Source organism: Roseovarius pacificus (assembly GCF_900142665.1).
Lineage (GTDB): Bacteria > Pseudomonadota > Alphaproteobacteria > Rhodobacterales > Rhodobacteraceae > Roseovarius > Roseovarius pacificus.
Genome location: NZ_FRBR01000013.1, coordinates 40901 through 67158, shown reverse-complemented (window position 1 = coordinate 67158; position 26258 = coordinate 40901). Strand labels below are relative to the sequence as shown.

Here is a 26258-nt window from a genome sequence, read left to right as displayed (position 1 = left end):
ATGAGGATAATATCCCCTGAAAACTGCCTGCGAAGGGTGAGTAGGTCGGCTGCACAGGTTCCGGCTGTTGAAACACGGAACCAATATTCGAACCCCAGTAGTTGGCTATATTATTTTCGACGGGCTGAAAGACGGACGTAATTGTACCCGCCTGCATGATTTCCGAGAACCGCATTTCAATGCTCCCAAGGTCTCTGACTGCCTCTAATGGCCAAATGCTTGGCCTACGTTCTTGTTCATTTCAGGGCGGGCCCAGGACGAAACAAAGGACATACCCCCTTAAGATTGCACCACTTTCCGGCAAGCTCGCAAAAAAGTTGTCTTGGCGACCGATCACACAAACAAGGCTCGCAGGACACAGCTGCGAACCGGTACACCCTGAGAGAGATCTGAATCGTTTCAGACCGCCCCCGATCAGATTTGAGACGAACCACCGTCACCTCGCGTTGCGAATTTACATCGCAAACTTTGTTTTGATTTTTATGTAACAGGGGCGTTGACCGGCAACAAACCAACCCCGGGAATCACCATGAAACCAGGCACCTTCCCGCTCAATTCGCAGCCGTATTTTAGGGTTTTGCCGGCAGAACCTATCCTTTAGATCAGGCTTCAGAACGCTTGTGCCGTCCCTCAAAGATTGAAATGAAAATCGTCCGAGGACAGGAACGCGCTGATTGCGGACGTATCGGCTGTTTCGGGTTCGGGTTCGGCTGGCCGGGGCGCAGGGCTGACAGCCTGCACGGGCGCCCGCATCGCGGATACGTCATCGCTCACCAGGTTCGGGGTGGATTGCAGCAAAAAGAACAATCCCCGGCGGGTGCCCTGCAAGTGCTTTGGCATTCTGCGCGTTGGCACGATGTTGTTCATGATGTCCTCGCCTTACCTTCGGCCCGAACCAGGTTCGGACCGGTGATCCCTTAAAGATCAGAACAAATTGGCGAAAATCGGGCGGAATCCCGTACAACGGCGCTCAAGCGTTTCATCGACATGTCTGATACTGCTCCTGCTCAATGGGGTCATGTATCAGCGGTGCTTTTCGACCACCTCGTGATAAATCCCCAAAACCCGGTCTATTTTTTTCTGCCAGTCGAACTGGCTTTGGATTTTCTTTATGCCTGCCTCACCCATAGTCTGCCTTGTTTCGGGGCTGTTCGCCAAGTCCAAAATGGCGTGGGCCAGACGATCCGGGAAATCTTGCCGGGGTACGGGGGGCACAAGGATGCCGCAACCGGGGTCGATGTAATCCGCCGGACCACCCCAATCGGCGGCGATCACCGGGCGGCCCATGCTCATCGCCTCAAGCACCACGGCCCCGCCGCATTCGCGCAAGGAATTCAGGATCAACGCATCCGAGGCGCGCAACACGTCGGCACAGTCGGCTTGCGAACGGAAGCCGTGAAACCGGATGTGATCGGTCAGGCCTTCTGCCGCAACCTGTGCTTCGAGCGCGGCACGCTCGGGCCCGTCTCCAAGGATATCCAATGTCACATCGGCCCCCTGTTGGCGCGCCAGGCGGACCGCCTCGATGGAGAAATCCAGCCCCTTGAGCGGAATCAACCGCCCCATGAACACCAGTTTCAGCGCTCCGGGCGCAGTCGCTGTCGTTGCCAGTGTATCACCGGACCAGACCGACAGATCGACACCGTTTTCAACAAGCACCTCCGCGCGGCCCCGGTTCGGCACTGGCAGGCCCGCACGGGTCCGTTCATTGGCAACCAGCAGAACATCGGCGCGCCGTTTGCCAGGGATCAGGACATTCGCCAGACGCCCAAGGGTGCGCGCCGCGGGAACGAACAGGCGGGATGCGCGGCTTTCGTAATCCTCATACCCCTCGGGATAGGACATGTTGCCATTCATCGGCCCGATCACCACTGGAACACCGAACCCGTATATCCGCGACGGCGCACGCGGCGAGACCGGGATAGGCTGATGAATCAGATCGACCAGCCCCTTGCGGAGCAAATCGCGGATCAGACGCCTCTGGCAGACCTCGTTGATCTGGTTGATGAGATTGCCGATCAGCGGCGTACGCACCGCCACAGGCAATCTTTTCCCAAGGCGCCAGACCGCACGGTGATACCGGGTATCTTCGATGAAATAGATATGCTCGGCCTCATCCGGCAGGGCCTTGATCAATTCGTCCCTGTTGCGGCTGTGCGCGATCAGCCTGGCCGGATACCCGCGCTGCCGAAGAAGCTGAAAATACTTGAGCGGCAGGAATGCCTCGCCCCCCATCCGCGCCGAGGCATTCGGCGCAACGATCAGAACCTTGAGCCTGGAGCTATCCATCATGCTTGCAAGTTCTCCGTTCCGAATAAATCGCGCGTCATCAAATGTGTCCCAAGGCAATCCAGACCATTAGCCCGGATCTGCCTCCGCTACACAAGGTTCCGGGCCCGCCGATGCGGGATAAATTTCGAAACCCACTTCTGAACTGTTGCTTTCCGGTTCATAAAATTGCCACTCTTCAGGTGTTTGGCGGAATTGATTTTTGTTCAGGCAATGCAGGCCCAGGCCGAATTAGCGGTAGCGGGTTGTTACAGCGACAGTTTGACGGCTTTGAGATGGAAAAATGACGAACAAGCTCAGGACAATTGCGATCGAGGCCAGCAATTCACTCGACTTCATAGACCACGCATTCCGTTTGTATGACAGCGAAACACTGTTCACCATACAACGCGCCGGGCTGGATCTGTCGCTTTATCCCGGGCTCCATGTCACGGAACGCCTGTCATCCAAACCGGGCGGCGGATGGGGGCAGAAACAGTTCGTACCCGGCACATCGGACGCGCCCGCGCAGATCCTGTTCTCGTCAGGCACGGAAGGCCTTCCAAAGCCCATCGTTCTGAGCCAGCGAAATATCTCGGACGTTGTCACACGCCTGAATGCGGCGATGGAGCCGGATGAATCGATCCGCGAATATATCGGCGTACCCGTGACCTATTCCTTCGGTCTGGGGCGTGTTCGCGCCGTGTCCGCTGCCGGTGGGCGATTTTTCCTGCCCGAGCGGTTCGACCCGGTCGAAATCCGCGAGATGCTGGAGCGAGGCGAGATCAACGCGATTTCCGCAGTCCCGACACTGTGGCGCGTGATCCTGTCGGCCCCCGACGCGATCGGCCGGGCGGGGGAGGCCGTGCGCTGGATCGAGATCGGCAGCCAGTACATGTCCGGCCCGGAAAAGGCCGCCTTGCGCAGGGTTTTCCCCAAGGCCCGGATCGTGCAGCACTATGGCCTGACCGAAGCCTCGCGCACGACATTCCTCGATATTTCGAACAGCGACGAGGCGCTTCTGGAAAGCGTCGGAACCACAAGCGCCCCCGCCGCCGTGAAGATCGGGGACGAGGGCGAAATCTGCATTCGCGGCGCACATGTGGCCCTGGGCATACTCAATGCCTCAGGCGGGATTGATCCGCTGACCGACGATCTGGACTGGCTGCACACCAAGGACAAGGGCACGATCCGCGACGGGCAATTGTTTTACGAGGGCCGCCTTGACGACCAGATGAATATCGCCGGCGTCAACGTGAACGCCGAGAACCTTGAACAGGCGATTGTCGGGCTGTGCAACTGCACCGGGCAGATCGCCGTGGGCAGCGTGCCCGATCCCCTGCGCGGCGATGCGGCGATTGTCGCGGTCCATCAGGACATTGCCGAGCGCGCGCCCTTGGTCGAAAAGGCCGCCGATATCGCGCTGAGGAAATTCGGCGTCAATCAAAGCGGCTGCGTGCATGTCTTCGAAGTGGAGGACATTCCGAAAACCGGCACGGGAAAGATACAGCGCAAAAAGCTGCGCACCCTGTTCGAAGAGCACAATCAAACGCCGCCCGGTGCAAAGATGGCATCGCCGCACGAAACGACCGGGAGCATGAGCCCGGCCGAAACCCGCATTGCCGAAGCCTGGCGCAAGGTGGTCGGACAGGTCGCCATGCGCCCGTGCGATACGTTTTATGATGTCGGCGGGGATTCCCTCAGCGCGGTTCAGATCGGGCTGGTCATGGAGCATGGCTTTACCCGACGCGCCGTGCGCGCCACTCTGGAGGGCCGCAGCCTGAGCGAGGTTGCGCAGGCCGAGAGCGCCACCGGGCAAACCTCGCCCGCGTCCGATGTCCTGCCCGAACGTACCACCGCCACATGGGCGATCAATATCACCCGCGGCCTCATGGCGCTTGCGGTCATGTTCTCGCATTGGGGGCCCGGGTTCTTTTCCCGGCTGGGCATCGGGAGAGAGGTCGATTTCTATCTGGGCGGCGTTTACCGCATGGGCACCGAAGGCTTCGCCAGCATCTTCGGTATCGGACTGGGGTTCTTTTTCCTGCCCCGCTATATCGGTGAAACAACCGCCGTCAACAAACGCCTGCGTCAGTCGTTCCTGTTGGTCCTGTCGGGCCTGACCTTGATGGCGGTGGTGCGTCTGCTGCGGCTTTATATTCTGGAGGCCGATATCGGTGGCCTCGAAGTCGCGCACGCATTCTACAATATCCTGGCGTTTTATGTCGTGGCTTTTGCCACCGCGCCGCTCTGGCTGCGTTACCTGACTGCCGGGGGCAATGTGGTGCTGCGTGCGCTGATCGTCGTGGTGCTGGCGCTGCCCGTGACCTGGTTCTTGCAGGCCGTCCTGCCAGGACAGTTGGACAGTATCCTTGAATGGCCAAGGTTGCTTGCAGTGGCGGGCTATAGCTATTTCAAGCTTTGTGCACTGGTATTTTCAGGGATCGCCCTTGGGTACTGGTTCTCGCGTCAAACAAGCCTGAGCGAAGCCAGCAAGACGCTTGCCGTGGCCGGGGCCTTCGGAATGGCGATGTCAATGATCGTCGCGCTGGACGTGCTGCCGCCGGCCCCCTTTGCCACCAGTGGATCGCCTTTTTTCCAAAGCCTGCTGGGATATGTGTTCTATTTCAGTACCGCGGTATTTCTCGTGGGCGCATTCGATCAAATCCTCAGGTCGTGGAACCGCATGAACGGCCTTGGGCGCGGAGTGCTTCAGGTCATGATCGTGATCGGCGGGCTGGCGTTGCCGATCTATGCGTTCCACGGCATCGTCATCCCGCTCAAGGATATCCTCGTTGTGCTCGGCCTGCCCGGCGCCATTGCGCTGCTGTTGCCGCTTGGGGCGTTTATTGTCGTGATGGTCTATCTGGGCTGGCGACTAAGACGGATGTATTTCGGGCAGGACTGAGCATAACCCATTCCGGCGAACCAGAGCTTATGCCCCGAGTACCCCGGCGAATGCTCTGGCGCTGGCCTCCCAGGAATAGCCGTCGACGGCCTTTGCGGCATCCCGCGACATGGTCTGCCATGTATCGGCATCGGCTGTCAGTAGCTTGATCATCGCATCCGCCAGCGCCTCGGCATCGTCCACATCGACAACATAGCCTGTCTTGCCCTCTTCGATCACGTCCGGCGCACAGCCCGTGCGCGTTGCGACCACTGGACAGCCACACGCCATCGCTTCGAGCACAGGGAGGCCGAACCCTTCGGATCGGCTACCGAACAGATACAGATCGCTGGCGGCGTAAAGCCTTGGAATTTCATCCTGCGCCGGAGACTGAACGTAAGTTACGTAATCGGGCAGTGGCAAACGCTCCAGCGGCGTGGGCGTTCCAAACGCCAGCACCCGGAGATCGGGCAACCGGTGCCGGACGAGGGCGAGGGCCTCTAAGCTTGTATCGAGAGCTTTGAATCCTTTGCCGGAATACATAAGGCTGATGGTCGGCGCGTCCTGTTTGCTCCGTGCCCTGAACCGAAATTGCCGGTGATCAACGGCATTGGGAACGAGCTGCGCGTCATCGTCGCTATAGGTCTCTCGCATGACATCGCGAAGCCAGCCGGAAACAACGATTTTCCTGAACGGCAACCGATAGGTAGCGGCCGCCTGATCGGCAAACAGCGGATTATTGACCTCGTGGTGCTGCACGAAATAGAACTTGCGGCCCTTGCAGTCCGACAAATTGGCGACGGTCTGGGCAGTCGTCCAGAAGGTCGCGATCACCACATCCGCATCGGGAACATCCGCATCCCCGATAGGACGCGCGCCATCGACCACATGCAACCGGGCGTTCATGGTGTCGAAATGACTGGTCGTTGGCCAGACCTTGGGTTTGTGCCCCTTCAGGAATTGTTTCAAACGCCGGAGTTTTCCGGGCTTTTTGCGGCCCTGAGCCACAACTGTCACATCGTGCCCCATGTCGGTCAGCAAATCGGCATAGATCGCGATCACGCGGGATCCCCCCGACAAGTTGGGAGGCGGGGTGATAAATGTGATCTTCAAATTTCCGTATCCCCTTTGTGCCCGCAATGACGAAATTAATATACGGTTAAGGTTAGGCGCAAATCCGACAACCGGGAAAATCGAAATCCTCCGCTCATCCCTTGCTGCTTTCCTCGATCAGCGCCTTCAGTCGTCGCGCATTCTTCATCACATCATGCCCCTCCTCGACACGCCTGCGCCCCTCGGCGCCCTTGGCGGCAAGGGTGTCTGAGGGCGCGTCGAGGGCGGATTGCATGGCCTGTGCAATGGACTCGACCGAACCGGCGGGGATGATCCAGCCGCAACCGTCATCGACCAGTTCGGGAATTCCCGCGATATAAGTGGAGATCGCCGGGCGGCCAAGCGCGAGGGCCTCCATGATGACCACGGGCAGGCCCTCGGCAAAGCTCGGCAGCAGCAGGGCGCGCGCCCGGCCAAGGGTTTCGCGCACCTCCGCGTTGTCGCACCAGCCAAGCAGCGTGATATTGCCCTGCAACCCGTGGCGCGCAATCGCGGCCTCAACCCGATCCCGGGTTTCCCCGTCACCGATCAGAATAATGCGTAGGTCGGGATGTGCCGGGGCCACGCGCGCGGCGGCCTCGACGATCAGGGTCTGGGCCTTTTGCGGGCATAACCGCCCGACGGTCACAAAAGGCGCCTGCGCATCGAATGGCGCATCTGTCGGGGCGAACTCGAACGTGTCTATGCCGCAGCGCACGATATGGATCTTGTCCCATTGATCCATGCCTGCGGCGCGGGCGATCTGCACCCGGCAGAACTCTGATATCGCCACGACAAAGCGCGCCTCGGCCACTTTCATATCCAGCGATGACCGGCCCCAATCCACGAACTCGTCCGGGCCATGAGCGGTGAAACTGTAGCCAGGCCCGCCCAGCTTGTGCGACAGCATCGCCACGGCGGCGGAGTTGGTGGAAAAATGGGTGTGCAAATGGCCGATGCCGTCGCTGACCGCCCGCCGCTTGAGCGAAACCGACTCGAGCAGATAGGCCACATGCGGCACGAACCCGCGCCCGGCGTTGCGCCAGAGCCGCCACCAGGTTTTCAGCGCGCGCGCCATGCCGCGTGGGTTTGCCAGCGTCTCCTTGACAAAATCGCCCAGAAGGGCCGGGACACGCCCGACAAGAAGGTAAAAGGTTTTCCTCTGTTCCGCCTCGTCCTGCGCATCGACCAGCGGTTCGTCCCAGGGACGAATGGCATAGCGCAAGACCTCGCCCCCTTCATCCTCGATCGCGTGAATTTCGCGCCGGATAAAGGTGGTGCTGGTCATCGGGTAGGCGTTCATCAGATAGCCAATGCGCATCTGCCTATCCTCCAAACGCCTGACGCCGCGCCTGTTGCAGAACCTCCTGCGTGCGCAGCGACAGATCCAGCGGGATCAGATCGCTTTCGGCCTGGCCTGCCCAGATCAGGCCGGTGAAATGCGCCAGCACCGGCAGGTAGGGATTGGCCCCGTAAGCCAGAAACCGACCACCCGACATATCGCGCCTGCGCTTGAGGCGACGGGCAAAGGGCGCGGCCCTGATCCGGTCCTTCAGTCCGGGCGCGTTTCCCGGTACGGCCTGCGCCGCCGCTTGCGGCAACATCTGCGTGGCCTGCAAAACCTCGGACCCGACTACCGGCGCCCCCAGCCCGAGGCATCCATGCGTGCAGGCCAGCGATGCGGTGTTGGACATCAGCGCGTTCAGCGCCACCGCCACATGCGAGGTTGCGCCGGACTCGTGCCGCAGCCGGATGTCGGACAGCAAATCAACGCCATGGCCATCGGTCTGTGCAACGCAGTCCACTTGTGCAACCGGGCCAAGCAATTGCAGGGCAAAAGACACGCCATAGACCCCACGATCAAGGATCGCGCCGCCATCCTGTGCATCGAACAGCGACGGATAACTGTCGGGCCGCACCGGATATCCGAAATCGAAATGCAGATGCAGCGGCGTGCCATAACTGCCACTGCCAAGCTGTTCGGCAAGGGCGCGATAGGCGGGCAGGGCAAGACACCACAGGTTTTCCATCAGCAGGCAATCCGCCTTGCGCGCGGCAGCGACCAGCGCGCGCGCCTCGTCCGGATCGGCGGCCAGCGGTTTTTCCACCAGCACGGGCTTGCCCGCGCGCAGGGCCTCTTGCGCGGCGGCGGCGTGATCGCGGGTGCGCCCGGCGACATAGATCGCATCCACACTGTCGCTGGCGGCCATCTGCGCCGCAGTATCCATCGCCTCCTGAACGCCGCAGGCATCCGCGAACCACTTCGCGCGGTCGGGCTGACCCGATGCGACGGCCTGCACCACAAGACCGGGGGTCAGCGCCACGGCCTGCACCATGCTGGCCGCCATGCGGCCCGTTCCGGCAATGCCCAACCTGATCACATCGCTCATCACAGGGCCCCTTTCAGGCGTTGCGCCCACGGCATCGGCTCGATCGGATCACAGCGGGTTTGCATGACTTGCGCGCCGGTGGTTTCGCCCGCGGTCTGGATGGCCAGCGTGACCTCGGTCAGATGCAAGGCCAGCTCCGCCGACATGCGCGGCGGGCGATCCTGTGCAATTGCGTCGGCCATTTCCGCAACCCCCAGCATGAAGTTCATCGAGGCCGATCCCCACCTTCCAACCTTGGGGTGGGTCTCGCCCGGCAGCCGCAAGCGGCGGGCGACGGGAGCGTTCACCAAACGGCGGCGGAGGGTGAAACGGCGGCGGAACCGGACCCTGGCGGCGTTGTTCCATGCCTCGTCCAGTTCGATCACGCCCTTGTCACAGATGATCCGCAACGCATGATCGTGCGGCGCGATGATCGAGCAGGTCAGCCGCGCCACCACGCCGGATTCGAAAAACAGCGTCGCGACGGAAAAATCAGGGGCCGGATCATCCACCGGCAACTGATCGCTGACCTGTCCGCCCGAGGCCGCAACCACCGTGCGCACCGATCCGAACAGGGCAATCAGCCATGTCAGGTAATAGCCCGCATGTTCCAGCGTACACCCGACCCTGAATTCATCGCCCGCAGGCCAGGACGCGCCGCTTTCGCTTTGCCATCTGGCATAGGGTGCCTGCGGTATGAAATCGTCGTCCAGCTCGGCATAGATCAGGCGGGGCTTCCCCGCGACGTCCGCGCGCAGGGCGGCCCCGATGGTCTGCGCGGCCTCGCCCAGAAAGCTACAAGGAGCCGAGGCCAGCATCAGCCCCTTCTCGCTGGCCAGCGCATGCAGTTCGCTTGCGTGGTCCATCCGCATGGCCAGCGGCTTTTCCGAGTAGACATGGCACCCCGCAGACAGCCCCGCCTTGCTGATCTCGCAATGGGCGGACGGGTTGGTGAGGTTCAAAAGGATACCCCCCGGCCCGATGGCCGCCAGAAGCGCATCGCGGGTATCAAAGCCGGTCACAGCCCAATGCCCACAGAATTGCGACAGGCGCGCGCCGCGCAGATCATAGGCGCCGATCAGATCCAGCCCCTGCACCGTTTCCAGCGAGCGCATGTAAAGATCGGCCACAAAGCCGGTGCCGATGATGCCAATCCGCGTCATGTGGGCGTTTTGCCCGCGGTGCTTGTCAAGACTATGACCGCATTTGGGAAATGCTTGTTTTTGAAAATCACATTGAAACCTGTGGGTTGCCCGCATGGGAACTGTCGAATTTGTAGACCAGCGATGCAGGCCCGTCCAACATTTCGGCCCTGGCGGGGTGAAAATGGCCTAAACCATCGACAAGACATGCCTGCAACGGCTAACGATTTGATCAGGGGATATTCACCGCGCGCAGCGCGGGCAAAGGGATTAACGGCATATGGCGGCGCAGGCCAACGGGCATGACAGGGACGAACGCGGGGGAAACGCCACCCTGTCCGTCATCATCGCCGCCCGCAACGAAGAGGGGTATATCGGCGAGTGCCTGCAATCGCTGCTGGATCAGGATGACAGTGCCGGACCGGTCGAGGTGATCCTTGCCGCCAATGCCTGCACCGACGACACCGCCGGGGTCGCGGCATCTTACCGCCCCGCGTTCGAGGCGCGCGGCTGGTCGCTGAATATCCTGGATGTGCCAGAGCCCGGCAAGGTGAATGCGCTGAACGCCGCAGACAGCGTGGCCACCGGCAGGGCGCTGATTTTTCTGGATGCCGATGTCCGGCTGGACGCCGAAATTCTGGGCCAGCTCCGGCAGGTGTTGGAGACCGGGACACCGCGCTATGCCACCGGCACGCTGGAGGTTGCGCCCGCAAAAACATGGGTCACCCGGCACTACGCCCGGTTCTGGACGCAGCTTCCTTTCGTGCAGGGCGGTACGGTGGGGGCGGGATTGTTTGCCGTCAACCGGGTGGGGCGAGGACGTTGGGATACGTTTCCCGACATCATTTCCGACGACACCTATGTGCGGCTGCTGTTCACCCCCGATGAGCGCATCGAGGTGCCCGCGCGCTATCACTGGCCGATGGTCGAAGGCTTTGCCAATCTGGTCAAGGTGCGCCGCAGGCAGGATGCGGGCGTGCGCGAAATTCACGGGCTATACCCCGGCCTGCCCGCGAACGAGGGCAAGCCGGGCGTCACACGATCCGATTTGCTAAGACTGTTCGTCAGGATGCCGGTATCGTTCCTCGTCTATACCAGCGTTCACATCGCCGTGCGCCTGCGTTCAGACAACACAGGGTGGAGCAGGGGGCGCTGAGCATTGCACAAGACCGGAGCCACAGTCTGATCATGGATCGTCACGTCGTTCTCACCCTCGGTCGCAGCGGCAGCAACACCCTGCGCGACATGCTGAACCAAAGCCCCGGTATACTGAATTTCGGCGAGGTTCTGGGCGAGTGGAACACGATACGAAAATTCCAGCGCAAGGCGTTTTTCCTGCCCCGCACGGACGAGGCGTATCTGGATTGGATTCTGTATTCTCTGGCCTTCCTGCGCAGTGTGAATACACTCCGGTCGCTGAACAAAACCCTGACAGGCCGCCGCACCGCAGCCAAACGGCTGCGCGATATCCGCACATTCGGCGTCAAGGATTTCTCGCTCAATTTCCAGCGATACGGGTTGTCGGGCTATCTGGATGCCCGGCCCGACATCAAGGTGATCGGGTTGATCCGTGAAAACGTGGTGGACCGGATGATTTCCAACGCAATGCTGGGGGCCACCGGGGTGGTCGCAGCGCGGGGCGGGGCGGATGGCAAAACGCGCACCCTGCGTATTGATCCCACGCGGATCGCCGGTTTGCTGACTGACATCGAAACCGAGAATGCCGATCTTGACGCCATGCTGTCCCGCCTGCCCGACAACCGGAAATATATCGTCCGTTACGATGAACTGTTTTCCGACCCCGAGAGCCGCCAGCGGATCATGGAGGGTGCGTTCGCGTTTCTGGGCGTTCCTCCGGTTGCAACGCAGGAAAGGATGACAAAGATCATCCGCGCCCCCGCCAACGACGTGATCGAGAATTTCGACGAATGCCTCGATGCCGTGCGCGGCACCCCGCATGAGGCATTGTTGCGCGACGCGGCGCGCATCTGATTACTTGTACTCGATCAGCCCGCCGCGTTTGCCGGACAGCCGCCCGCGCCAGTATTGCAGAACGCCGAGCGCCTCAGGAAATTTGCCGAGAACAAGGAAACACGCACGCTCCCACGCCTGCCTGTCGCCGCCTTCGCGCAGGGCCAGCCGCAACAGTTGCGCAGGGTAGGCGGCAAACCCGAGCAGTGCCCAGGGGCTGCCGATCACTGCCGCCAGCAGCAGGACCAGCGGCAGGATCAGCCCCCAGATCACCGCCTTGCGGGTTTCGCGCACCCAGTGGCGCGTCGGCCCGGCCCCGTGCAGGGCCGCGCCTTCTGCAAAGGCATGTCCGGCGCGTCTGGTGCGGTTCCACCACTGGCTGAAACGTGTCATCGCGGCGTCGTGCAGCGTCATTTCATGATCCAGCCGCCAGATGCGCCAGCCCTTGCCGCGCAGGCGCACGCAAAGGTCGGGCTCTTCCCCGGCGATCAGGTGCGGATTATACCCGCCGACTTGCTGCAAAGCTTCAACGCGCATCAAGGCGTCCCCGCCGCAGGCCGCCGATTCACCGATGGGCGTATCCCATTCCCAATCGCACAGACGATTATAGACCGATGCCTCGGGGAACCGTTCACGTCGGCGGCCAAAGGTCACGGCGGCATCGCTTGTTTCCTCCAGGAACGCCAGCGCGGTTTCGATCCAGCCCCGTTGCAATTCGCAATCGCCGTCGACGAATTGCACATACTCCACCGCCGCCAGATCCAGCAGCGCCGCCAGCCCCTCGTTGCGCGCACGGGCGGCGGTAAAAGGGGTGTTCAAATCCAGATCAACCACATGAACACCCCGCGCACGGGCGGCAGCCATGCTACCGTCGCTCGACCCGGAATCGACATAGACCACATGCGCGACCTGCCCGCAGACCGAATCGAGACAGCGGATCAGCCGCGCCCCTTCGTTGCGGCCAATGACCACCGCGCCCGTCATCGCGTCACCCTGCATCGGTCAGAAACGGATAGCTGGCGCGCAGGTCGTCACGCTTGGGGAACATCTGGCGCAAATGGGCGAAATCCTCGGAATAGATGTCTCGCAACTTGCGGGTCAGATCGGGCGTCAGGGCGGGACGATCCTGCATCTGGCGGGATTTCCTGATCCGGTCGCGCACGGATTGCGGGATCAGCGTGCGGCGCAGCGTTGCGGCCACCGGATTGTCGAACACCAGCTTGTGCATGGGAAAGCGCCTGACACGCTCGGCCGAGGCATTGACCCGCGCCTGCTCTTCGCGCCATTCGGGCGTGCCGTCATAGCCCAGAAACATACAGACCCGCTCAAGCGTGTCCTGCGGGGCGAACTTCATGGTTTCAAGGCTGAGGATCAGGACATTCTCCCTGCCATAGGCTTCGACATAGGGCGCAATCTGCATGGCATAGCGGCCATAGGCGATCAGCTCGTCTTGATCGGCAAACGCCTGTTCGATATCGCCCGACATGACACCCATCGTCCATTCGTGGATATAATGCGACACGGCCCGCGTTACCGGATCGCGGATCAGGTAGACGATCTTCGGCGCATCCAGCATCGCGCGCATCCGCGGCAGGGTTTCGGGATAGGTGGGCAGCTTGGTGTAATGCGTGCTGGCCTCGCCCCTGATATCGCCCTGCGCGTCGGCGAACAGGCTTTCGTACCAGTCCTGCCCTTTGGCAAAGACCGCATCGTCGGAAAAGAAATTCGGCTCTTTCGGATCGGTCATGAAAAGCCCCGGTTGCGCGCCAAGCTGCGCCGCCAGCGTGCTGGTGCCGCATTTCATGGCGCCGACAAGGATGAAATCGGGCAGGGCCATCCGTCAGGTTCCGCTTTCGCGCCGGTCGCCAAGGGGCGACAGGACATTGATCCAGATATCGCGCGCCTCATGCGCATTGCTGGGCGGAATGGATTTCCCCGCCAACAGCCGAAGCCGCGCGATGCCACGCCCCGCATACCACGCGAGATTGGCCAGAACGGGGCCGAACATGCCACGGGTCTGGCGAAACAGCCGCGTGCGCGAGGCGTAGTAATAGGCTGGCAGGCGTTTACGTTGTTTTGCAAGGGCTTTCACCGGCCCGCTGCCGCCCCGGAAATGCACGGCGCGGGCCTGCGGCACATAAACGATCCGCCAGCCCGCCTGCCGTGCGCGCCAGCAATATTCGACATCCTCGAAATACAGGAAATACCCCTCGTCCATCGGGCCGACCTGCGCCACCATTTCGGCACGCAAAAGGATGCAGGCGAAACTCGCCCACTCAACCTGATCCGCAGCGGGCGGCATGTTCAGCGCCACCTCACGCCTCGCAAACACCCGGCTGATCGCACCGGTCTGCGCGCCACGCATCAACTCGCTGGCTGGGGAGGGGAAACGAAAACAACTGACCTGTTGTTCGCCATCGTCGTATTCGATGCAGGGCGCGAACAATCCGGCATTGGGGTTCGCCCCGGCCGCGTCCAGAATGGCCGCGAAAAAACCCGGCCGCACGATCGCATCGGAATTCAGCACAAGATAATACTCCGCAACACGCGCGCCGATCCCCTGATTATGCCCCCCGGAAAACCCCGAATTCGTCTCAGACCGCACGAGGCTGACCGGGGCAGCGTTCGGCAGGCTGCCGATCCAGTCCTCTATTGCCTCGGCCGAGCCATCGCCGGATTGATTGTCGACCACAACGACATGCCCGTCGATCCCCTTGAGATCGTCCAGCACGGAGGCGACACACCGGATCGTCATTTCCGCTGTCCGGTAATTGATAATCGAAACAACGACTTTGTGCATTTCAGAGGAAGGCGCCGAAATATCTGCCACGAAAAGGTCCGGTAAAAACTGGGTCAGTCCCGGACTATAGGAATCTCATGGCAGGCTCGTAAAGCCCCGTCCCTTGCAGCGAAACAATCGCAACAGGAAAGCGCCATTGTCAAAAATCCCGCCCCGGTTTCGCAGCATGCCGATAAACCACGGTTCCTAGACAGCCCCAAACATCGTATGAATGACAGGGAAGGGACATATAAACGACCCGCCGCAACAACCGGCCATTAAAACCGAGCATTCATTTCATGCCATCGACTTTCGCATATCTCGCCCTTTTCCTGTGGCCGCTGGTCGTCATCGCCCTGTTTCGCAAACGACCGCTCGACGAGGCTTTGGCCTGGTCGATCATCGGCGGGTACATGCTGTTGCCGCAGGTGTCGGCCTTTGATTTGCCCCTGTTGCCCGCATGGAACAAGGATCTCGTCCCCAGCCTGTTTGCCGCGATCATGTGTTTCGCGTTGGTCCTTGCGGACAAGCAGCACCGCCCGCCCACCGCATCACGGGCAAATGCGGCGCACCCGCGCCGACCTGCAAATAACCAGCGACAGATAAATCCCTTTGACGTCAAACGAGGCAAGGTTCTGTTTTGGGCGCTTCTGATCTTACTTTTTGGCTCCCCGTTCATCACCGGGCTTTCCAACACTGAGCCGGTCATTCACGGAATCCGTTCTGTCGCCGGCATGAGAATCTATGACAGCTTTTCGATGAATCTCGATCTGCTGGTCGGTTTGGCCCCGTTCTTTCTTGCACGACGTTTCCTGGCCACACCCGAGAGTCATGTCGTACTTCTCCGCGTTCTGGTTATCGCTTGTCTGGGGTACTCCATTCTGGCGCTCTGGGAACTGCGGATGAGTCCCAGGCTCAACAGGGATGTTTATGGCTTTTTCGCCCACAGCTGGTCCCAACATATCAGGTACGGTGGCTACAGGCCGATCCTGTTTCTGTATCACGGTATCTGGGTGGCCATCCTGTTCTCGCTCGGCACCATTGCCGCCGCCGCGTTGTGGCGCCATTATCTGGCCGATAGGAAGGCTGGCTCCTGGTTCCTGGCTACGCTTTGGCTGTTCGGCGTTACCGTACTTTGCAAGTCGGTCGGCGCCATTGTGATCGCCGTCGTTCTGTTGCTTCTGGTTCTTCTGTGTTCAACCAGAGTTCAGATGCTGACCGCCGCTGCAATCGCAACGGCTGTTCTGATTTATCCCACGTTACGTGGTGCAGATGTCATTCCGACAGAACAAGTCCTCTCGTTTTTCTCCAGGATCGATCCGGTGCGGGCCGGTACACTCGAATACAGATTTGAAGGCGAGGATATGTTGCTCGAACGGGCCAACGAAAAACCACTGGCCGGTTGGGGAAGCTGGGGCAGAAACCGCGTCAACAATGATTGGGGCGGCAATGCCACTGCGACAGACGGGTATTGGGTTATCGTCATCGGTGTATACGGGTGGCTGGGGTATATTGCACAATTCAGCCTTCTGGGTGGGGCAATCATACTGCTGACAATGAACCGAAGACGACTCAACCTGTCTCATGCAAGCGTCGGGCTGTGTGTCGTTATGGCCGCCGCACTGACCGACCTGATCCCGAATGCAACGATTTCGCCTGTTGTCTGGCTCATCGCCGGGGCGCTCATGGGACGATACCAGACCGCCACGGCCACAGCCAAACAGACTGATCCCGCCATGAGCAAGGCAGGAACAGAAATGCGACCTGCGAAAGGCCACGCCAGCAAACCGCGAGACAGCGAACCGCAGGACTATCCCGTGCATATACGCAGGCCACGGGAAGGGTGAGGTGAGCTTGAAACAGGATTCCGATAAGATTTCGTTCGCGCCCTGCGATTGTCCGGCAGGCCATCTGATCACGGCGCGGTCTTATCTTGTGGATCGCTTCGTGCCCGATTGTGAAATCATCGAGCTTCCTGCCAAAAAATCCGGCGGCGGAGAGTTGTCTTTTACCCGGCGGACAACGACATGCACGTCACCAGACAAATCTCGGCAGCGCCTTGCACGGCTGCGGCGCGTTCCCAGGCTACAGGAGGTCAAGGACGCGACCCTGATTGATTTTCGGTCGCACGTCCCTCAGAACTGGGCGCATTTCCTGAACAATCATTTACCCATCTTTTTCATACTCGCTCATCACACAGGCCTGAACCCGTCCGACGCGTTGCTCATCCTGCCCGCGAACACCCCGCCTCATATCCTTGGCGCGGCCAGGGTGTTCGGGCTGGACACCCTTTGCACCGATGCCCCGGTTCAGGGACACGCCATCGACTTCACCTCGGACCCCTGGACCGGGATCAGATCCATCAGGGCCGACTGGGTAAAACTGCCCTATGCACAAGATTGCCTTGACCGCGCCGATATACGCGATGGACATCAGGGCAATCTGCCGGACAAAGCCTTCATTTCGCGGCGTGGCACGCGAGACCTTGAAAATGAAACCCGGGTTGAGACTTTTCTGACTCAAAGGGGATACACCAAAATCTATCCCGAGGATTTGTCGGTCACAGATCAGTTCAAACTTTTTGAACAGGCCAAAAGCATCGTCGCCATTCACGGCGCTGCGCTGGCGCCTCTGCTGTATCGCTCCGACAAGTCGCGATTGGAAAAGCTGATCGAACTCTTCCCGTGCGGTCATATGACAGACGTCTACCGCGTCATGGCCCATCAGGTCGGATGCAAATGGATCGGTGTGCGCGGCAAGATCAAGCCAGAACATATTCAACCGGCCTATGACCTGAAAGAACCGTTCCTGAAATACTCGCTTCAATCGTTTGAAATCGATTTGCAATCACTTGAGCTGGCGCTGGACATGATTTGAATTATTCTCTTCCCGGCCTGCAAAGGTCAAAAATCAGGCAAACCAGACCGAGACCTTTTCCCGTTACACAAATTTAAACCATACAGGAGCATCGGCCACCATCAAACCGCGCAATTCGCGACAAACTATAGTCATAAACATGCATCAATATTGCCGTTACTTCCTGACCGAAAACGTCAAAACATCCGACAACCGTAATTACACCTCGCTTGCCAGAGAATAATCGAATTGACATATTGCGACGGTGGATAGGCCTGCTGGTTCCGCTGCCACAGCACATCCGGTCGCTCGACAGCACCAACCATATTGTCCCAAGCGAAACATGGTGTTTTGGAGAGAACTTTTATGCGGATCGAGAAAATTTCCAACAAATCCAATTCAGAAATCCCTCAACCAGTGCGCGGCACTCTCGAACAGGCGCCGCTCCTGAACGCATTCGTGCATAACGTCACCATGGACGAGGTCGTCAAAGGCTTTAAAAGCGGCGTGATGCTGACCCTGCATGTCGACATGATGATCAAACTGCAGAAGGATCGCGAGTTTTATGATCTTCTGCCGCAGTTCGACCTTGTCACTTGCGACAGCCAGATCATGTATTTCGCTCTGAAGTTCCTGGGTACGCCGGTTCAACAGCGGGTGTCTGGCTCGGATTTCTTTCCGAAATTCTACATGCATTACAAAGACGACCCGCAAATGACGGTATTTTTGCTTGGTGGCAAACCCGGTGTTGCGGACCGCGCCGCTGAACGGGTGAACGAAAAAACGGGACGTTCTTTTGTCGTGGACACTTACGCACCATCTTTCGATTTCGAGACCAGACCCGAAGAAATCAATCACATGATCGACCTGATCAACCAGTCCGGTGCCAAGACACTACTGGTCGGCCTGGGCGGCGGAAGACAGGAGAAATTCATTTTCCGCTACCGGGACCGTCTTCCAAACGTCCAGTTGTTTCTGCCGCTTGGTGGTACGATTGACTATGAAGCGGACACGTTGCGCCGGCCTCCATCATGGGTCACCGACGCGGGCTTTGAATGGTTCTATCGCCTGATCAAGGAACCTCGTCAGCGTTGGCGTCGGTACATCCTCCAGGATCCACCGTTCTTGTGGTGGGTTCTTAAACAGAAACTGGGCCTCTATCGCGATCCGTTCAAATAGGCGCGGAGACCATCAGAATCACGTTTTTCTTCAATTCCGCCGCCTCCTGGGCGCGGCAACCCTGTTTTTACTGGAAACAATTGGCGGAAAACGGCATATATCTTCAGTAATTGTTTCCATGTTCACTTCAACTGGTATTTCTGGTCGACATTAGAAAAGCCACAGGCTTTGGGGCATATATGGCAACTGAAGACAAACCGGGGCTCCCTGAGCTTCAGGCGGCGCGCCGCAAGGGGCGGGGGCTGTTGTTCTGGGCTTTCGTGTTTTCGATTTTCGTCAACATCCTGATGCTGACCGGCCCGCTTTACATGTTGCAGGTCTATGATCGGGTGCTGGCGTCGAAATCGGTGGAAACGCTGGTCGCGCTGTCGCTGCTGGTGACGATGCTCTATGCGCTGATGGCGGTGCTGGATTACGCCCGCGGGCGGGTGATGGCGCGGATCGGGGCGCGGTTCCAGACGGCGCTGGATGCGCGTGTTTTCAGGGCGACGCTGCAACGCTCGGCCAACCCGCATGATCGTCCGGCCTGCACCGCCGTCCTGCGCGATCTGGACGCCTTGCAGAACCTCTTTGTATCGCCGGTTCTCACCGCGATCATGGATATGCCCTGGACACCGCTGTTCATCGCCGCGATCTTCATCTTCCATCCGGTTCTGGGCTGGGTTGCGCTGGCCGGGGCGCTGATCATCGTGGTTCTGGCGCTGCTCAATCAGGTGGTCACGGCCTATCGCGTGCGCATGTCTCAGATCGCGACGCAACGCGCCCATGCCTTTGCCGAGCAGGCCCACGAGGCCAGCGAAGTCGCGCTGAGCCAGGGCATGCGCGACAGCCTGCAAACCCGCTACAAGCGCCTGCGCAATCTGGCCCTGCGCGAAAGCATGAACGCCAATGACTGGACGGGCATCTTCACCTCGCTTACCAAGGCGTTCCGTCTGTTCCTGCAATCCGCGATCCTCGGCCTTGGCGCCTATTTCGTATTGCAGGGCGAACTGACGCCCGGCTCGATGATCGCCGGGTCGATCCTCTTGGGCCGCGCCCTTGCCCCGGTCGAGCAGGCGATGGGCAACTGGCCCGTCCTGCAACGGGCGCGCGCCGGGTGGAAAACGCTGGAGCGGTTCCTGTCCGCCGTGCCGCTTCCCGAGGACCGCACCGAACTGCCAGTACCCGGTTCGCTGTTGCAGGCCAACGGCGTCACGATCATGCCCCCCGGCGCCAAGAAACCCACCGTGCGCTCCGTCTCCTTCACGCTGGAGCCGGGCCATGCGCTTGGCATCATCGGCAAAAGCGGCTCGGGCAAATCCAGCCTTGCGCGGGTGCTGACGGGGTATTGGCCGATGGCCGCGGGCGAGGTCCGCCTTGGCGGCGCGACGCTCAATCAATACGATCCGATGCATCTGGGCCGCCATATCGGCTACCTGCCGCAAACCGTCAGCCTGTTTGCCGGAACGATCTCGGAAAACATCCGGCGCATGTCGCTGGAGTCGGATTCCAAGGGCGTGGTCGAGGCCGCCAAACAGGCCAACGCGCATGAGATGATCATGCAATTGCCCAACGGCTACGATACCTATCTCGACGGCAACGAAAACCAGCTTTCCGGCGGGCAGCGTCAGCGGATCGCCCTTGCCCGTGCGCTCTATGGCGATCCCGTCCTGCTGATCCTGGACGAGCCGAACTCGATGCTGGATGCCGAAGGCTCGGACGCCCTGAACCAGACCGTCAAGCGCTTCAAGGAACGCGGCAAGGCGGTGATCATCACCACCCACCGGCCCGCCGCCATTGCCGAATGCGACATGCTGATCGTTCTCGACAAGGGCTCGGTGGTCGCCCTCGGCCCGCGTGACGAGGTGCTGGCGAAAACCATCGCGGACCCGCGCAAGCCGCGCCTGGCGACGGCACGGCCGGGCAAGTCGAACAAGGTGGCGATGTGAGCGACGCAAACATGGACGAAGATCCAAAATGGAAGGGCGTTCTGCCCCTGACCGCCGGTATTCTGGCGCTTGTCGCCCTGGTGGGGGGGCTGGGCCTGTGGTCGGTCCGGGCCGAACTGTCGGGCGCGGTGGTCGCGCCGGGGCAGGTCAAGGTCGAAACCAACCGTCAGGCGGTGCAACACCCCGAAGGCGGTGTCGTGGGGGACTTGCTGGTCAAGGACAGCTATCGCGTGGACGAGGGCGATATCCTGATCCAGCTCGACGGCCGCCGTCCCAAATCCGAGCTGAGCATCGTCGAGGCGCAGTTGCGCGAACTTTCGGCGCGCAAGGCCCGCCTTCAGGCCGAACGCGACAATGCCGGGGAAATCGCCTTTGACCCCGGTCTGATCGCTCTGGCCGCCTCCCGGCCCGAGGTCGACAAACTGTTGCAGGGCGAACGCACGCTGTTCCAGTCGCGCAATGAATCGCTTGAGCAGGAGGTCAGCCTGCTGAACGAACAGAACCAGCAGATCGAGGACCGGATCGCCGGGTTACAGGCGCAGCTCGATGCGCTGAACGAACAGGCCAGCCTGACACAGGACGATCTGGATTCGGAACGCCAGCTGCTGGACCAGAACCTGACGCGCGCTTCTCGGGTCAGCGAACTGATGCGCGAACTGGCCGGGCTGAAAGGCCAGATCGGGCGGCTCGAGGCCGAGTCCGCCGAACTGCGCGGCCAGAAAACCAGCAACGGGATCGCCTTGCTACAGCTTAAAACGCAGCGCCGGGAAAACGCGGTGTCGCGCCTGCGGGATCTGGAATTTCGCGAAATCGAACTGGCCGAACGCCGGTTGAGCCTGCAAGACACCATCTCCAGGCTGGACATCCGCGCGCCGGTCGGCGGGATCGTCTATGGCCTTCAGGTCTTCGGTGCGCAATCGGTCGTGCAGGCGGCACAGCCGCTGATGTATATCGTTCCGCAGGATCAGCCCCTGATCGTCTCCGCGCGGGTCGACACCATCCATATCGACGAGGTCTATGCGGGGCAGGAGGCGTCGCTGCAATTCTCGGCCTTCGATCAGCGAGGAATTCCCGAACTCAAGGGCGCGGTGCGCAGCCTCTCGGCCGATGTGCTGCGCGACGAGGCGACGGGCGAGGCCTATTACTCGGTCGAAATCGTCCCCGAAAGCTCTGAAATCACCAAGCTGCAAGGCCAAACGCTGTTGCCGGGGATGCCGGTGCAGTCCTTCATCCAGACGGGCGCACGCTCGCCCCTGACATACCTGATCGAGCCGATGGCCAGCTTTTTCCACCGCGCGTTTCGCGAATAAGGCCGCAAAACGGTTGACGTAAATGCGCAACAGTCTTTGCCAACCTGTGCAAACCCGACAAGGCCGTGGAAAAATTGACCAATTTCTGCTAGGTTCCCGCCAGGGACCATAAAAAGATACGCGAAAATGCGTGCAATAAGGTCCGCGAGGCAGAGAAACGAGCATACTCCATGCGTATTTTATATTGCGCGTGCGCGGGATTGATTTTGTCGGCATGCACCGTCGGCCCCACGTACCAGTCGCCCGAAATGGACCTTCCCGACCGCTATTCGCTGTTGGCGCCGGTCAGCAAGGCCAGCCGCGCCGATTTGCACTGGTGGCTGGATTTCAACGACCCGGTCCTGACCCGTCTGGTCGATACCGGAATGCAGGACAATCTGAGCGTCGCCGAGGCCCGTGAAAGGGTCCGCGAAGCCGAGGCCGTTCTGCGCCGCGACAGCGTTCCCGTGACCGGCGATCTGACCGCCAGCGCGCGCAGCAACTCCAACAGCCCCGATACCGCCTCGGGCGAGCTTAAGGCGAATTTCGGTCTGGCCGGGCGCACCCAATGGGCCAGCCGCGCGGCGCAGCAACGGCTTGAGGCCGCACAACTGGGCGAAACCGAGGCCCGCCGCCTGCTTCTGTCGGAACTGGGGACCGCCTATGTTCAGATGCGCTTCCTGCAACGCAGCCTAGAAACCCGGCAACAGGATCTGGCCTCGCGGCGGCGCACCCTGCGCGACATGCGCACCATGCTCGACGCGGGCGCGGCAACCCAGCTCGACGTGCTGCGCGCCCGTGCGCTGGTGTCGGAAACACAAACCGAAGTCCCCGATATCCAGGCCGGGATCGTCGCTGAGCGCAACCGTATTTCAACCCTGCTGGGGCAGCCGGTGGGGCAGCTTGGGGTCGATCTGGGCTATCCGGGCAGCCAGCCGCTTCCGCGTGGTGCGGGCGATGTTAGCGTGCCCGCCGATCTGCTGCGCGCCCGTCCCGATATTCGCATGGCCGAACGGCGCTATGCCGCCGCGGTGTCCGATCTGGGCGTCGCCGAAGCCTCGCGCTATCCCAGCCTGAACCTCAGCGGCCTGGTGACCGCACCGCTGAAAAGCGGGTCATGGAACGAAAGTATCCTGGCAGGGCTGACCATGCCGGTCTTTACCCAACCGGCGCTGGCGGCCTCGGCGGATGCGGCGGAATCGCGGGCGCAACAGGCTTATCTGCAATGGCGTCAGAACGTCCTGACAGCGGTGGAAGAGGTCGAAAATGCCCTCGCCCGTTTGCAGGCGGCACGCGATGCCGTGGGCTCGACACGCGAACTCGTCTCGCTGAACCAGCGCTCGCTCGATCTGTCGCGGCGCCTGATATCCGAGGGGGGCGATGCCACCGTGCTGGACGTGATCGACCGGGAACGCTCCCTGTCATCCGCCCGCGCCAGACAGGCGGGCGCGCTGCGCGACCTGTCGCTGGCCTATATCGACCTGCGCGTGGCTCTTGGCATCGGTCACGAGGAAATGATCCGCGATCGCCTGTCCGCCGACGCCGGACAGGTCAGCCGCGCAGCGGTGGCGACAGCGGCAATGGGTGTGCTGGCCGAATAAGGGCCTCAACCCTCGGGTGCGTCCATCCGGGGCGTCATGAACACAGCCAGAACCGTCCCGGCCAGAAACCCGCCAAGATGGGTTTCCCATGCCACCGCGCCATCCGTGCCGACATACATCACCACATTCAGCACGATCAGAATCCCCACCGGCCAGGCAAAGTTGACAGCCGTCAACAGGATGCCGGATCGCTGTCTGACGGTCAGAACCACGTTCCACACGATCAGCGCCCCCGCCAGCCCGAACAGCGATCCCGAGGCCCCCACCATCGGGCGAAACCCGCTGGAGGCCAGCAGCGCAAACACCACCCCGCCCAGGATCGCAGAGGCGGCATAGATCGCCATGAACCGCCATTGCCCGACCCGGTAGATCACCGCATTGCCCAGGGAAATCAGGGTGATCATGTTCACGACCAGATGCACCAGCCCGCCATGCAGGAACGCGTAGCTGAGAAACATCAAAACCGGCTGCGCCTCATAGTTCGGGCGCCACCCCGCCAGCAGGCCGGGCCAGAACGCCCCGAACTGATAGGCCAGCGCCCGCCAGCGCGCCGTCCCGATCAGCCCCCAGTCCGCCGCCTGCAAGGTCAGCTCGATCACCACGCAGGGCAGGACCAGCAGAACAAAGACAAGCGGCAGGCGACCCGGATAAGACTGGCGATGCGTCATGGCCCCCGATACTCAAATCCCGCGTGCAATGACATGGTCTATACAGGCACGCGGGCCGAAGATCATTGGAAAATGGTGAATTCGCGCCCGATGTTCAGGAAAACCGATGTCGAATCCGTTCGGCCAAGCCTGTCTTCGTCGCGGATGCGATAGGAAACACCCGTGCTCAGGGACCAGTCGGGCGTCAGCGCGTAGTTGTAGCTGGCCGTGAAATCCGTGCGCTGAGTTTCGTTGCCTGTGACACTGCTTTCGGCGAGGCCATAGGAGGCGTCAAACCCAAGGCTGGAAAGCTGATTGATTTCATAAATATAGCCGAAATTCGCCGTGGTCGAAATCCGCTCTTCGTCGTCATCGTTCACGGTAACACCCCGGTTCAGACCGAGGGTAATGCGCCCGGTGGGCAGATCGCGCCGCCAGTTCAGCCCGCCGATCAGCTTGGGATCGCCGCTGCCTTTGCGTGTGGCGCCGATATTGAAGGCCAAGGTGCCCAATGGCTGCTCCAGCGACCGGCCAAAACGCAGGAATTCACGCTTGCCATCCTGATCGCGCGTAACCTCGTATGACGCATCGAGCGTGCCGTTGGGCATGTCCAGATCGTATCTCACGCGGCCCGTCAGGCCATCGTCATTCATGGTGACGAAGTTCTCGGTTTCCGACGTTTCGCTATACCCGATCGCCACTTCGATCGTCGCGCGTTCGGAAATCTCGTGGTTTACACCTATTTCGAACGCATCGGTTTCATGCTCGGTGTTCTGCGGATCGTCAGATTCGTAATAGTCGCGATCATACCCGACAAAGCCGGTCGTCACCGGGGAAAAGCGCAATCGTGTTTCGACCCCATAGCTGTGGCGCCGTGAATCGTCCCGTGTTGCCGAGGCCCCGTCGCCATAGGAAATACCGCTGGCGCTGGCATCGAACACGAAACCGACGGGCCCGTCGATGCCGGTTTCCAGTTTTGTCGAAACATTGTAGACACGGCGCGTTCCCCTGCCGTTCAGAGTTTCGAAATCTTCGGGCAGAACCAGCACACCCATATCGTCGATCAGCGATGAAAGCGGGTCCAGGAAAGATACGTCGGATTCACGATACTGCCCATCGAAGGAAAACCGCGCACTGGCGGCTTCGCGGCTGTAGGACAGCTTGACGGAGGGTTCCACAAACCCGGTGGAAATGTCGCTGCGACGCGGGATATCCCCTTCGCGCAGGCTGCCGGACAGCCCCAAGGCAAAAGTCTGAGTGCTTGTTTCGGACAGGAGATCGAAGGACAGTGTCGTCGTGGACAACACGGTGGAGCCTTCTGACGGAATCTCAAGCGACAGGTTATCGCCGGCCCTGAATTCCTGATCCACGCCGAAAATCATGCGCAAACCAGGACCGTCCTGCGCCAGGGCGGGCAGGACGGAGCATGCAAAACTACCAGCGACTGTTGCCTGTATCAGTCTTTTCTTTTTCAACACTGCGCCCCCGAATAGGGTTTGGTTATTCGAAAAGCCGTCGTTGCGGCACGATAATCACATCACCCGAGGCCAGAACCGTCGTTCCGATACTGGTTTTACCCTGAAGAATGTCCTGATAATTTACGTTGTAAATGCGCTCGACCCGCGATGAATCCGTGCGGCGCAGCTGAATGCGCTTGGTCGCTGCGAACCTGGAAAATCCGCCGACGGCTGCAAGCGCCTGCAAAAGGGTCGTACCTTCTTCCAGTTCGACCGCGCCGGGGTTGTTAACCTCGCCCAGGATGTAGATCGTATCGGTTGCCGGCGCTGCGGCGACCGCGGCTGTGCGCGGCGCAAGCTGGCTGAGCGCCACATGAACCGTCGGCTCGGACGCGAAGTTCGGCGCCAGCTGAGTGCGGATCGAACTGCGCAGCTGATCGAGCGTCTGGCCCCCGGCGGAAACCGTGCCTGCCATGGGCAGGGAAATACGCCCGTCGGGCAGGACCAGCGTGTCACGATTGAGACTGGAATCTTCCAGAACCTCGACACGGACCACATCGCCGGGCTTGATGCGATAATTGCTCTGCGCGCTGGCAGGTTGGGTCATCAGAGGAATGATGAGCAAAGCGGCGAGTAGGGCGATAATACGTTTCATGCCGGGCTCTCTATCTATGGGACGACAAATTTTTCTCGACGTTAAAAGTACGCTCTAAAATTTCGTTTCGAAAGGAATTTTTAAGATTTCAATGAGAAACATGGCAGTCTGTGTAGCCCCGTGCCAGCAACGCAACAA

General features: G+C 60.5%; 21 protein-coding genes. 9 read left to right on the top strand and 12 right to left on the bottom strand.

Going from position 1 to position 26258, the window contains the following annotated elements:
• Positions 1-630: 630 nt before the first annotated feature.
• Positions 631-867: a hypothetical protein gene (locus tag BUB53_RS17570; protein ID WP_073036495.1), complete on the bottom strand. Its 237-nt coding sequence runs from the start codon at positions 865-867 to the stop codon at positions 631-633.
• Between the two features lie 156 nt (positions 868-1023).
• Positions 1024-2292, bottom strand: a complete 1269-nt coding sequence (locus BUB53_RS17565) for a glycosyltransferase family 4 protein (protein ID WP_084729281.1) — start codon at positions 2290-2292, stop codon at positions 1024-1026.
• A gap of 280 nt (positions 2293-2572) precedes the next feature.
• Here BUB53_RS17565 and BUB53_RS17560 point away from each other — a divergent pair, with 280 nt between their 5' ends.
• On the top strand, positions 2573-5176 hold the full coding sequence (locus tag BUB53_RS17560) for an AMP-binding protein (RefSeq protein WP_073036492.1): 2604 nt from the start codon (positions 2573-2575) through the stop codon (positions 5174-5176).
• A 27-nt stretch (positions 5177-5203) separates the two neighbouring features.
• On the opposite strand, the gene BUB53_RS17555 is transcribed toward BUB53_RS17560, so the two are convergent.
• The 4 genes from BUB53_RS17555 to BUB53_RS17540 form a co-directional block, all read right to left on the bottom strand.
• A complete protein-coding gene (locus tag BUB53_RS17555) occupies positions 5204-6235 on the bottom strand; it encodes a glycosyltransferase family 4 protein (protein WP_327213555.1) in 1032 nt (343 codons plus the stop codon).
• Positions 6236-6362: 127 nt separating this feature from the next.
• A complete protein-coding gene (locus BUB53_RS17550; RefSeq protein WP_073036488.1) occupies positions 6363-7568 on the bottom strand; it encodes a glycosyltransferase in 1206 nt (401 codons plus the stop codon).
• 4 nt (positions 7569-7572) lie between these two features.
• Positions 7573-8637: a Gfo/Idh/MocA family protein gene (locus BUB53_RS17545; RefSeq protein WP_073036486.1), complete on the bottom strand. Its 1065-nt coding sequence runs from the start codon at positions 8635-8637 to the stop codon at positions 7573-7575.
• Positions 8637-9779 carry a Gfo/Idh/MocA family protein gene (locus BUB53_RS17540; protein ID WP_073036484.1) on the bottom strand — a complete coding sequence of 381 codons (1143 nt, stop codon included), beginning with the start codon at positions 9777-9779 and terminating at the stop codon, positions 8637-8639. The genes BUB53_RS17545 and BUB53_RS17540 overlap by 1 nt, the downstream gene beginning before the upstream one ends.
• Positions 9780-10038: 259 nt before the next feature.
• On the opposite strand from BUB53_RS17540, the gene BUB53_RS17535 reads away from it, so the two are divergent.
• Complete coding sequence (locus BUB53_RS17535; protein WP_073036482.1) at positions 10039-10914, top strand: glycosyltransferase family 2 protein; 876 nt, start codon at positions 10039-10041, stop codon at positions 10912-10914.
• A 32-nt stretch (positions 10915-10946) separates the two neighbouring features.
• Positions 10947-11750 (top strand): sulfotransferase, encoded by an 804-nt coding sequence (locus tag BUB53_RS17530; RefSeq protein ID WP_143163263.1) that lies wholly within the window; start codon positions 10947-10949, stop codon positions 11748-11750.
• Here the strand turns inward: BUB53_RS17530 and BUB53_RS17525 are convergent, their stop codons facing one another.
• Genes BUB53_RS17525 through BUB53_RS17515 form a run of 3 tightly spaced genes read right to left on the bottom strand, consistent with a single transcriptional unit; the run spans position 11751 to position 14529 of the window.
• A complete protein-coding gene (locus BUB53_RS17525) occupies positions 11751-12713 on the bottom strand; it encodes a glycosyltransferase family 2 protein (RefSeq protein ID WP_143163262.1) in 963 nt (320 codons plus the stop codon).
• 4 nt (positions 12714-12717) lie between these two features.
• The gene (locus tag BUB53_RS17520; RefSeq protein WP_073036476.1) at positions 12718-13566 is read right to left on the bottom strand and encodes a sulfotransferase domain-containing protein; all 849 of its coding nucleotides are present in this window, start codon (positions 13564-13566) and stop codon (positions 12718-12720) included.
• A gap of 3 nt (positions 13567-13569) precedes the next feature.
• Positions 13570-14529, bottom strand: a complete 960-nt coding sequence (locus BUB53_RS17515) for a glycosyltransferase family 2 protein (RefSeq protein WP_073036474.1) — start codon at positions 14527-14529, stop codon at positions 13570-13572.
• Positions 14530-14807: 278 nt separating this feature from the next.
• Here BUB53_RS17515 and BUB53_RS17510 point away from each other — a divergent pair, with 278 nt between their 5' ends.
• From BUB53_RS17510 to BUB53_RS17485, 6 genes are all read left to right on the top strand, one after another.
• Positions 14808-16355, top strand: coding sequence for a hypothetical protein (locus tag BUB53_RS17510; protein ID WP_073036472.1), 1548 nt, complete (start codon positions 14808-14810; stop codon positions 16353-16355).
• A 100-nt stretch (positions 16356-16455) separates the two neighbouring features.
• The gene (locus BUB53_RS17505) at positions 16456-17385 is read left to right on the top strand and encodes a glycosyltransferase family 61 protein (RefSeq protein WP_159437864.1); all 930 of its coding nucleotides are present in this window, start codon (positions 16456-16458) and stop codon (positions 17383-17385) included.
• Positions 17386-17730: 345 nt separating this feature from the next.
• Complete coding sequence (locus BUB53_RS17500) at positions 17731-18543, top strand: WecB/TagA/CpsF family glycosyltransferase (protein ID WP_084729277.1); 813 nt, start codon at positions 17731-17733, stop codon at positions 18541-18543.
• Between the two features lie 179 nt (positions 18544-18722).
• A complete protein-coding gene (locus BUB53_RS17495; protein ID WP_073036467.1) occupies positions 18723-20471 on the top strand; it encodes a type I secretion system permease/ATPase in 1749 nt (582 codons plus the stop codon).
• Positions 20468-21781 (top strand): HlyD family type I secretion periplasmic adaptor subunit, encoded by a 1314-nt coding sequence (locus tag BUB53_RS17490; RefSeq protein ID WP_229709584.1) that lies wholly within the window; start codon positions 20468-20470, stop codon positions 21779-21781. The genes BUB53_RS17495 and BUB53_RS17490 overlap by 4 nt, the downstream gene beginning before the upstream one ends.
• 170 nt (positions 21782-21951) lie before the next feature.
• Positions 21952-23361 (top strand): efflux transporter outer membrane subunit, encoded by a 1410-nt coding sequence (locus BUB53_RS17485; protein WP_073036463.1) that lies wholly within the window; start codon positions 21952-21954, stop codon positions 23359-23361.
• 5 nt (positions 23362-23366) lie between these two features.
• Here the strand turns inward: BUB53_RS17485 and BUB53_RS17480 are convergent, their stop codons facing one another.
• The 3 genes from BUB53_RS17480 to BUB53_RS17470 form a co-directional block, all read right to left on the bottom strand.
• Entirely contained in the window at positions 23367-24029 is a 663-nt protein-coding gene (locus tag BUB53_RS17480) for a rhomboid family intramembrane serine protease (protein ID WP_073036461.1), read from the bottom strand.
• Between the two features lie 62 nt (positions 24030-24091).
• Positions 24092-25396, bottom strand: a complete 1305-nt coding sequence (locus BUB53_RS17475) for a porin (protein WP_159437863.1) — start codon at positions 25394-25396, stop codon at positions 24092-24094.
• A gap of 112 nt (positions 25397-25508) precedes the next feature.
• Positions 25509-26120 (bottom strand): polysaccharide biosynthesis/export family protein, encoded by a 612-nt coding sequence (locus tag BUB53_RS17470; protein ID WP_073036457.1) that lies wholly within the window; start codon positions 26118-26120, stop codon positions 25509-25511.
• Positions 26121-26258 lie beyond the last annotated feature (138 nt).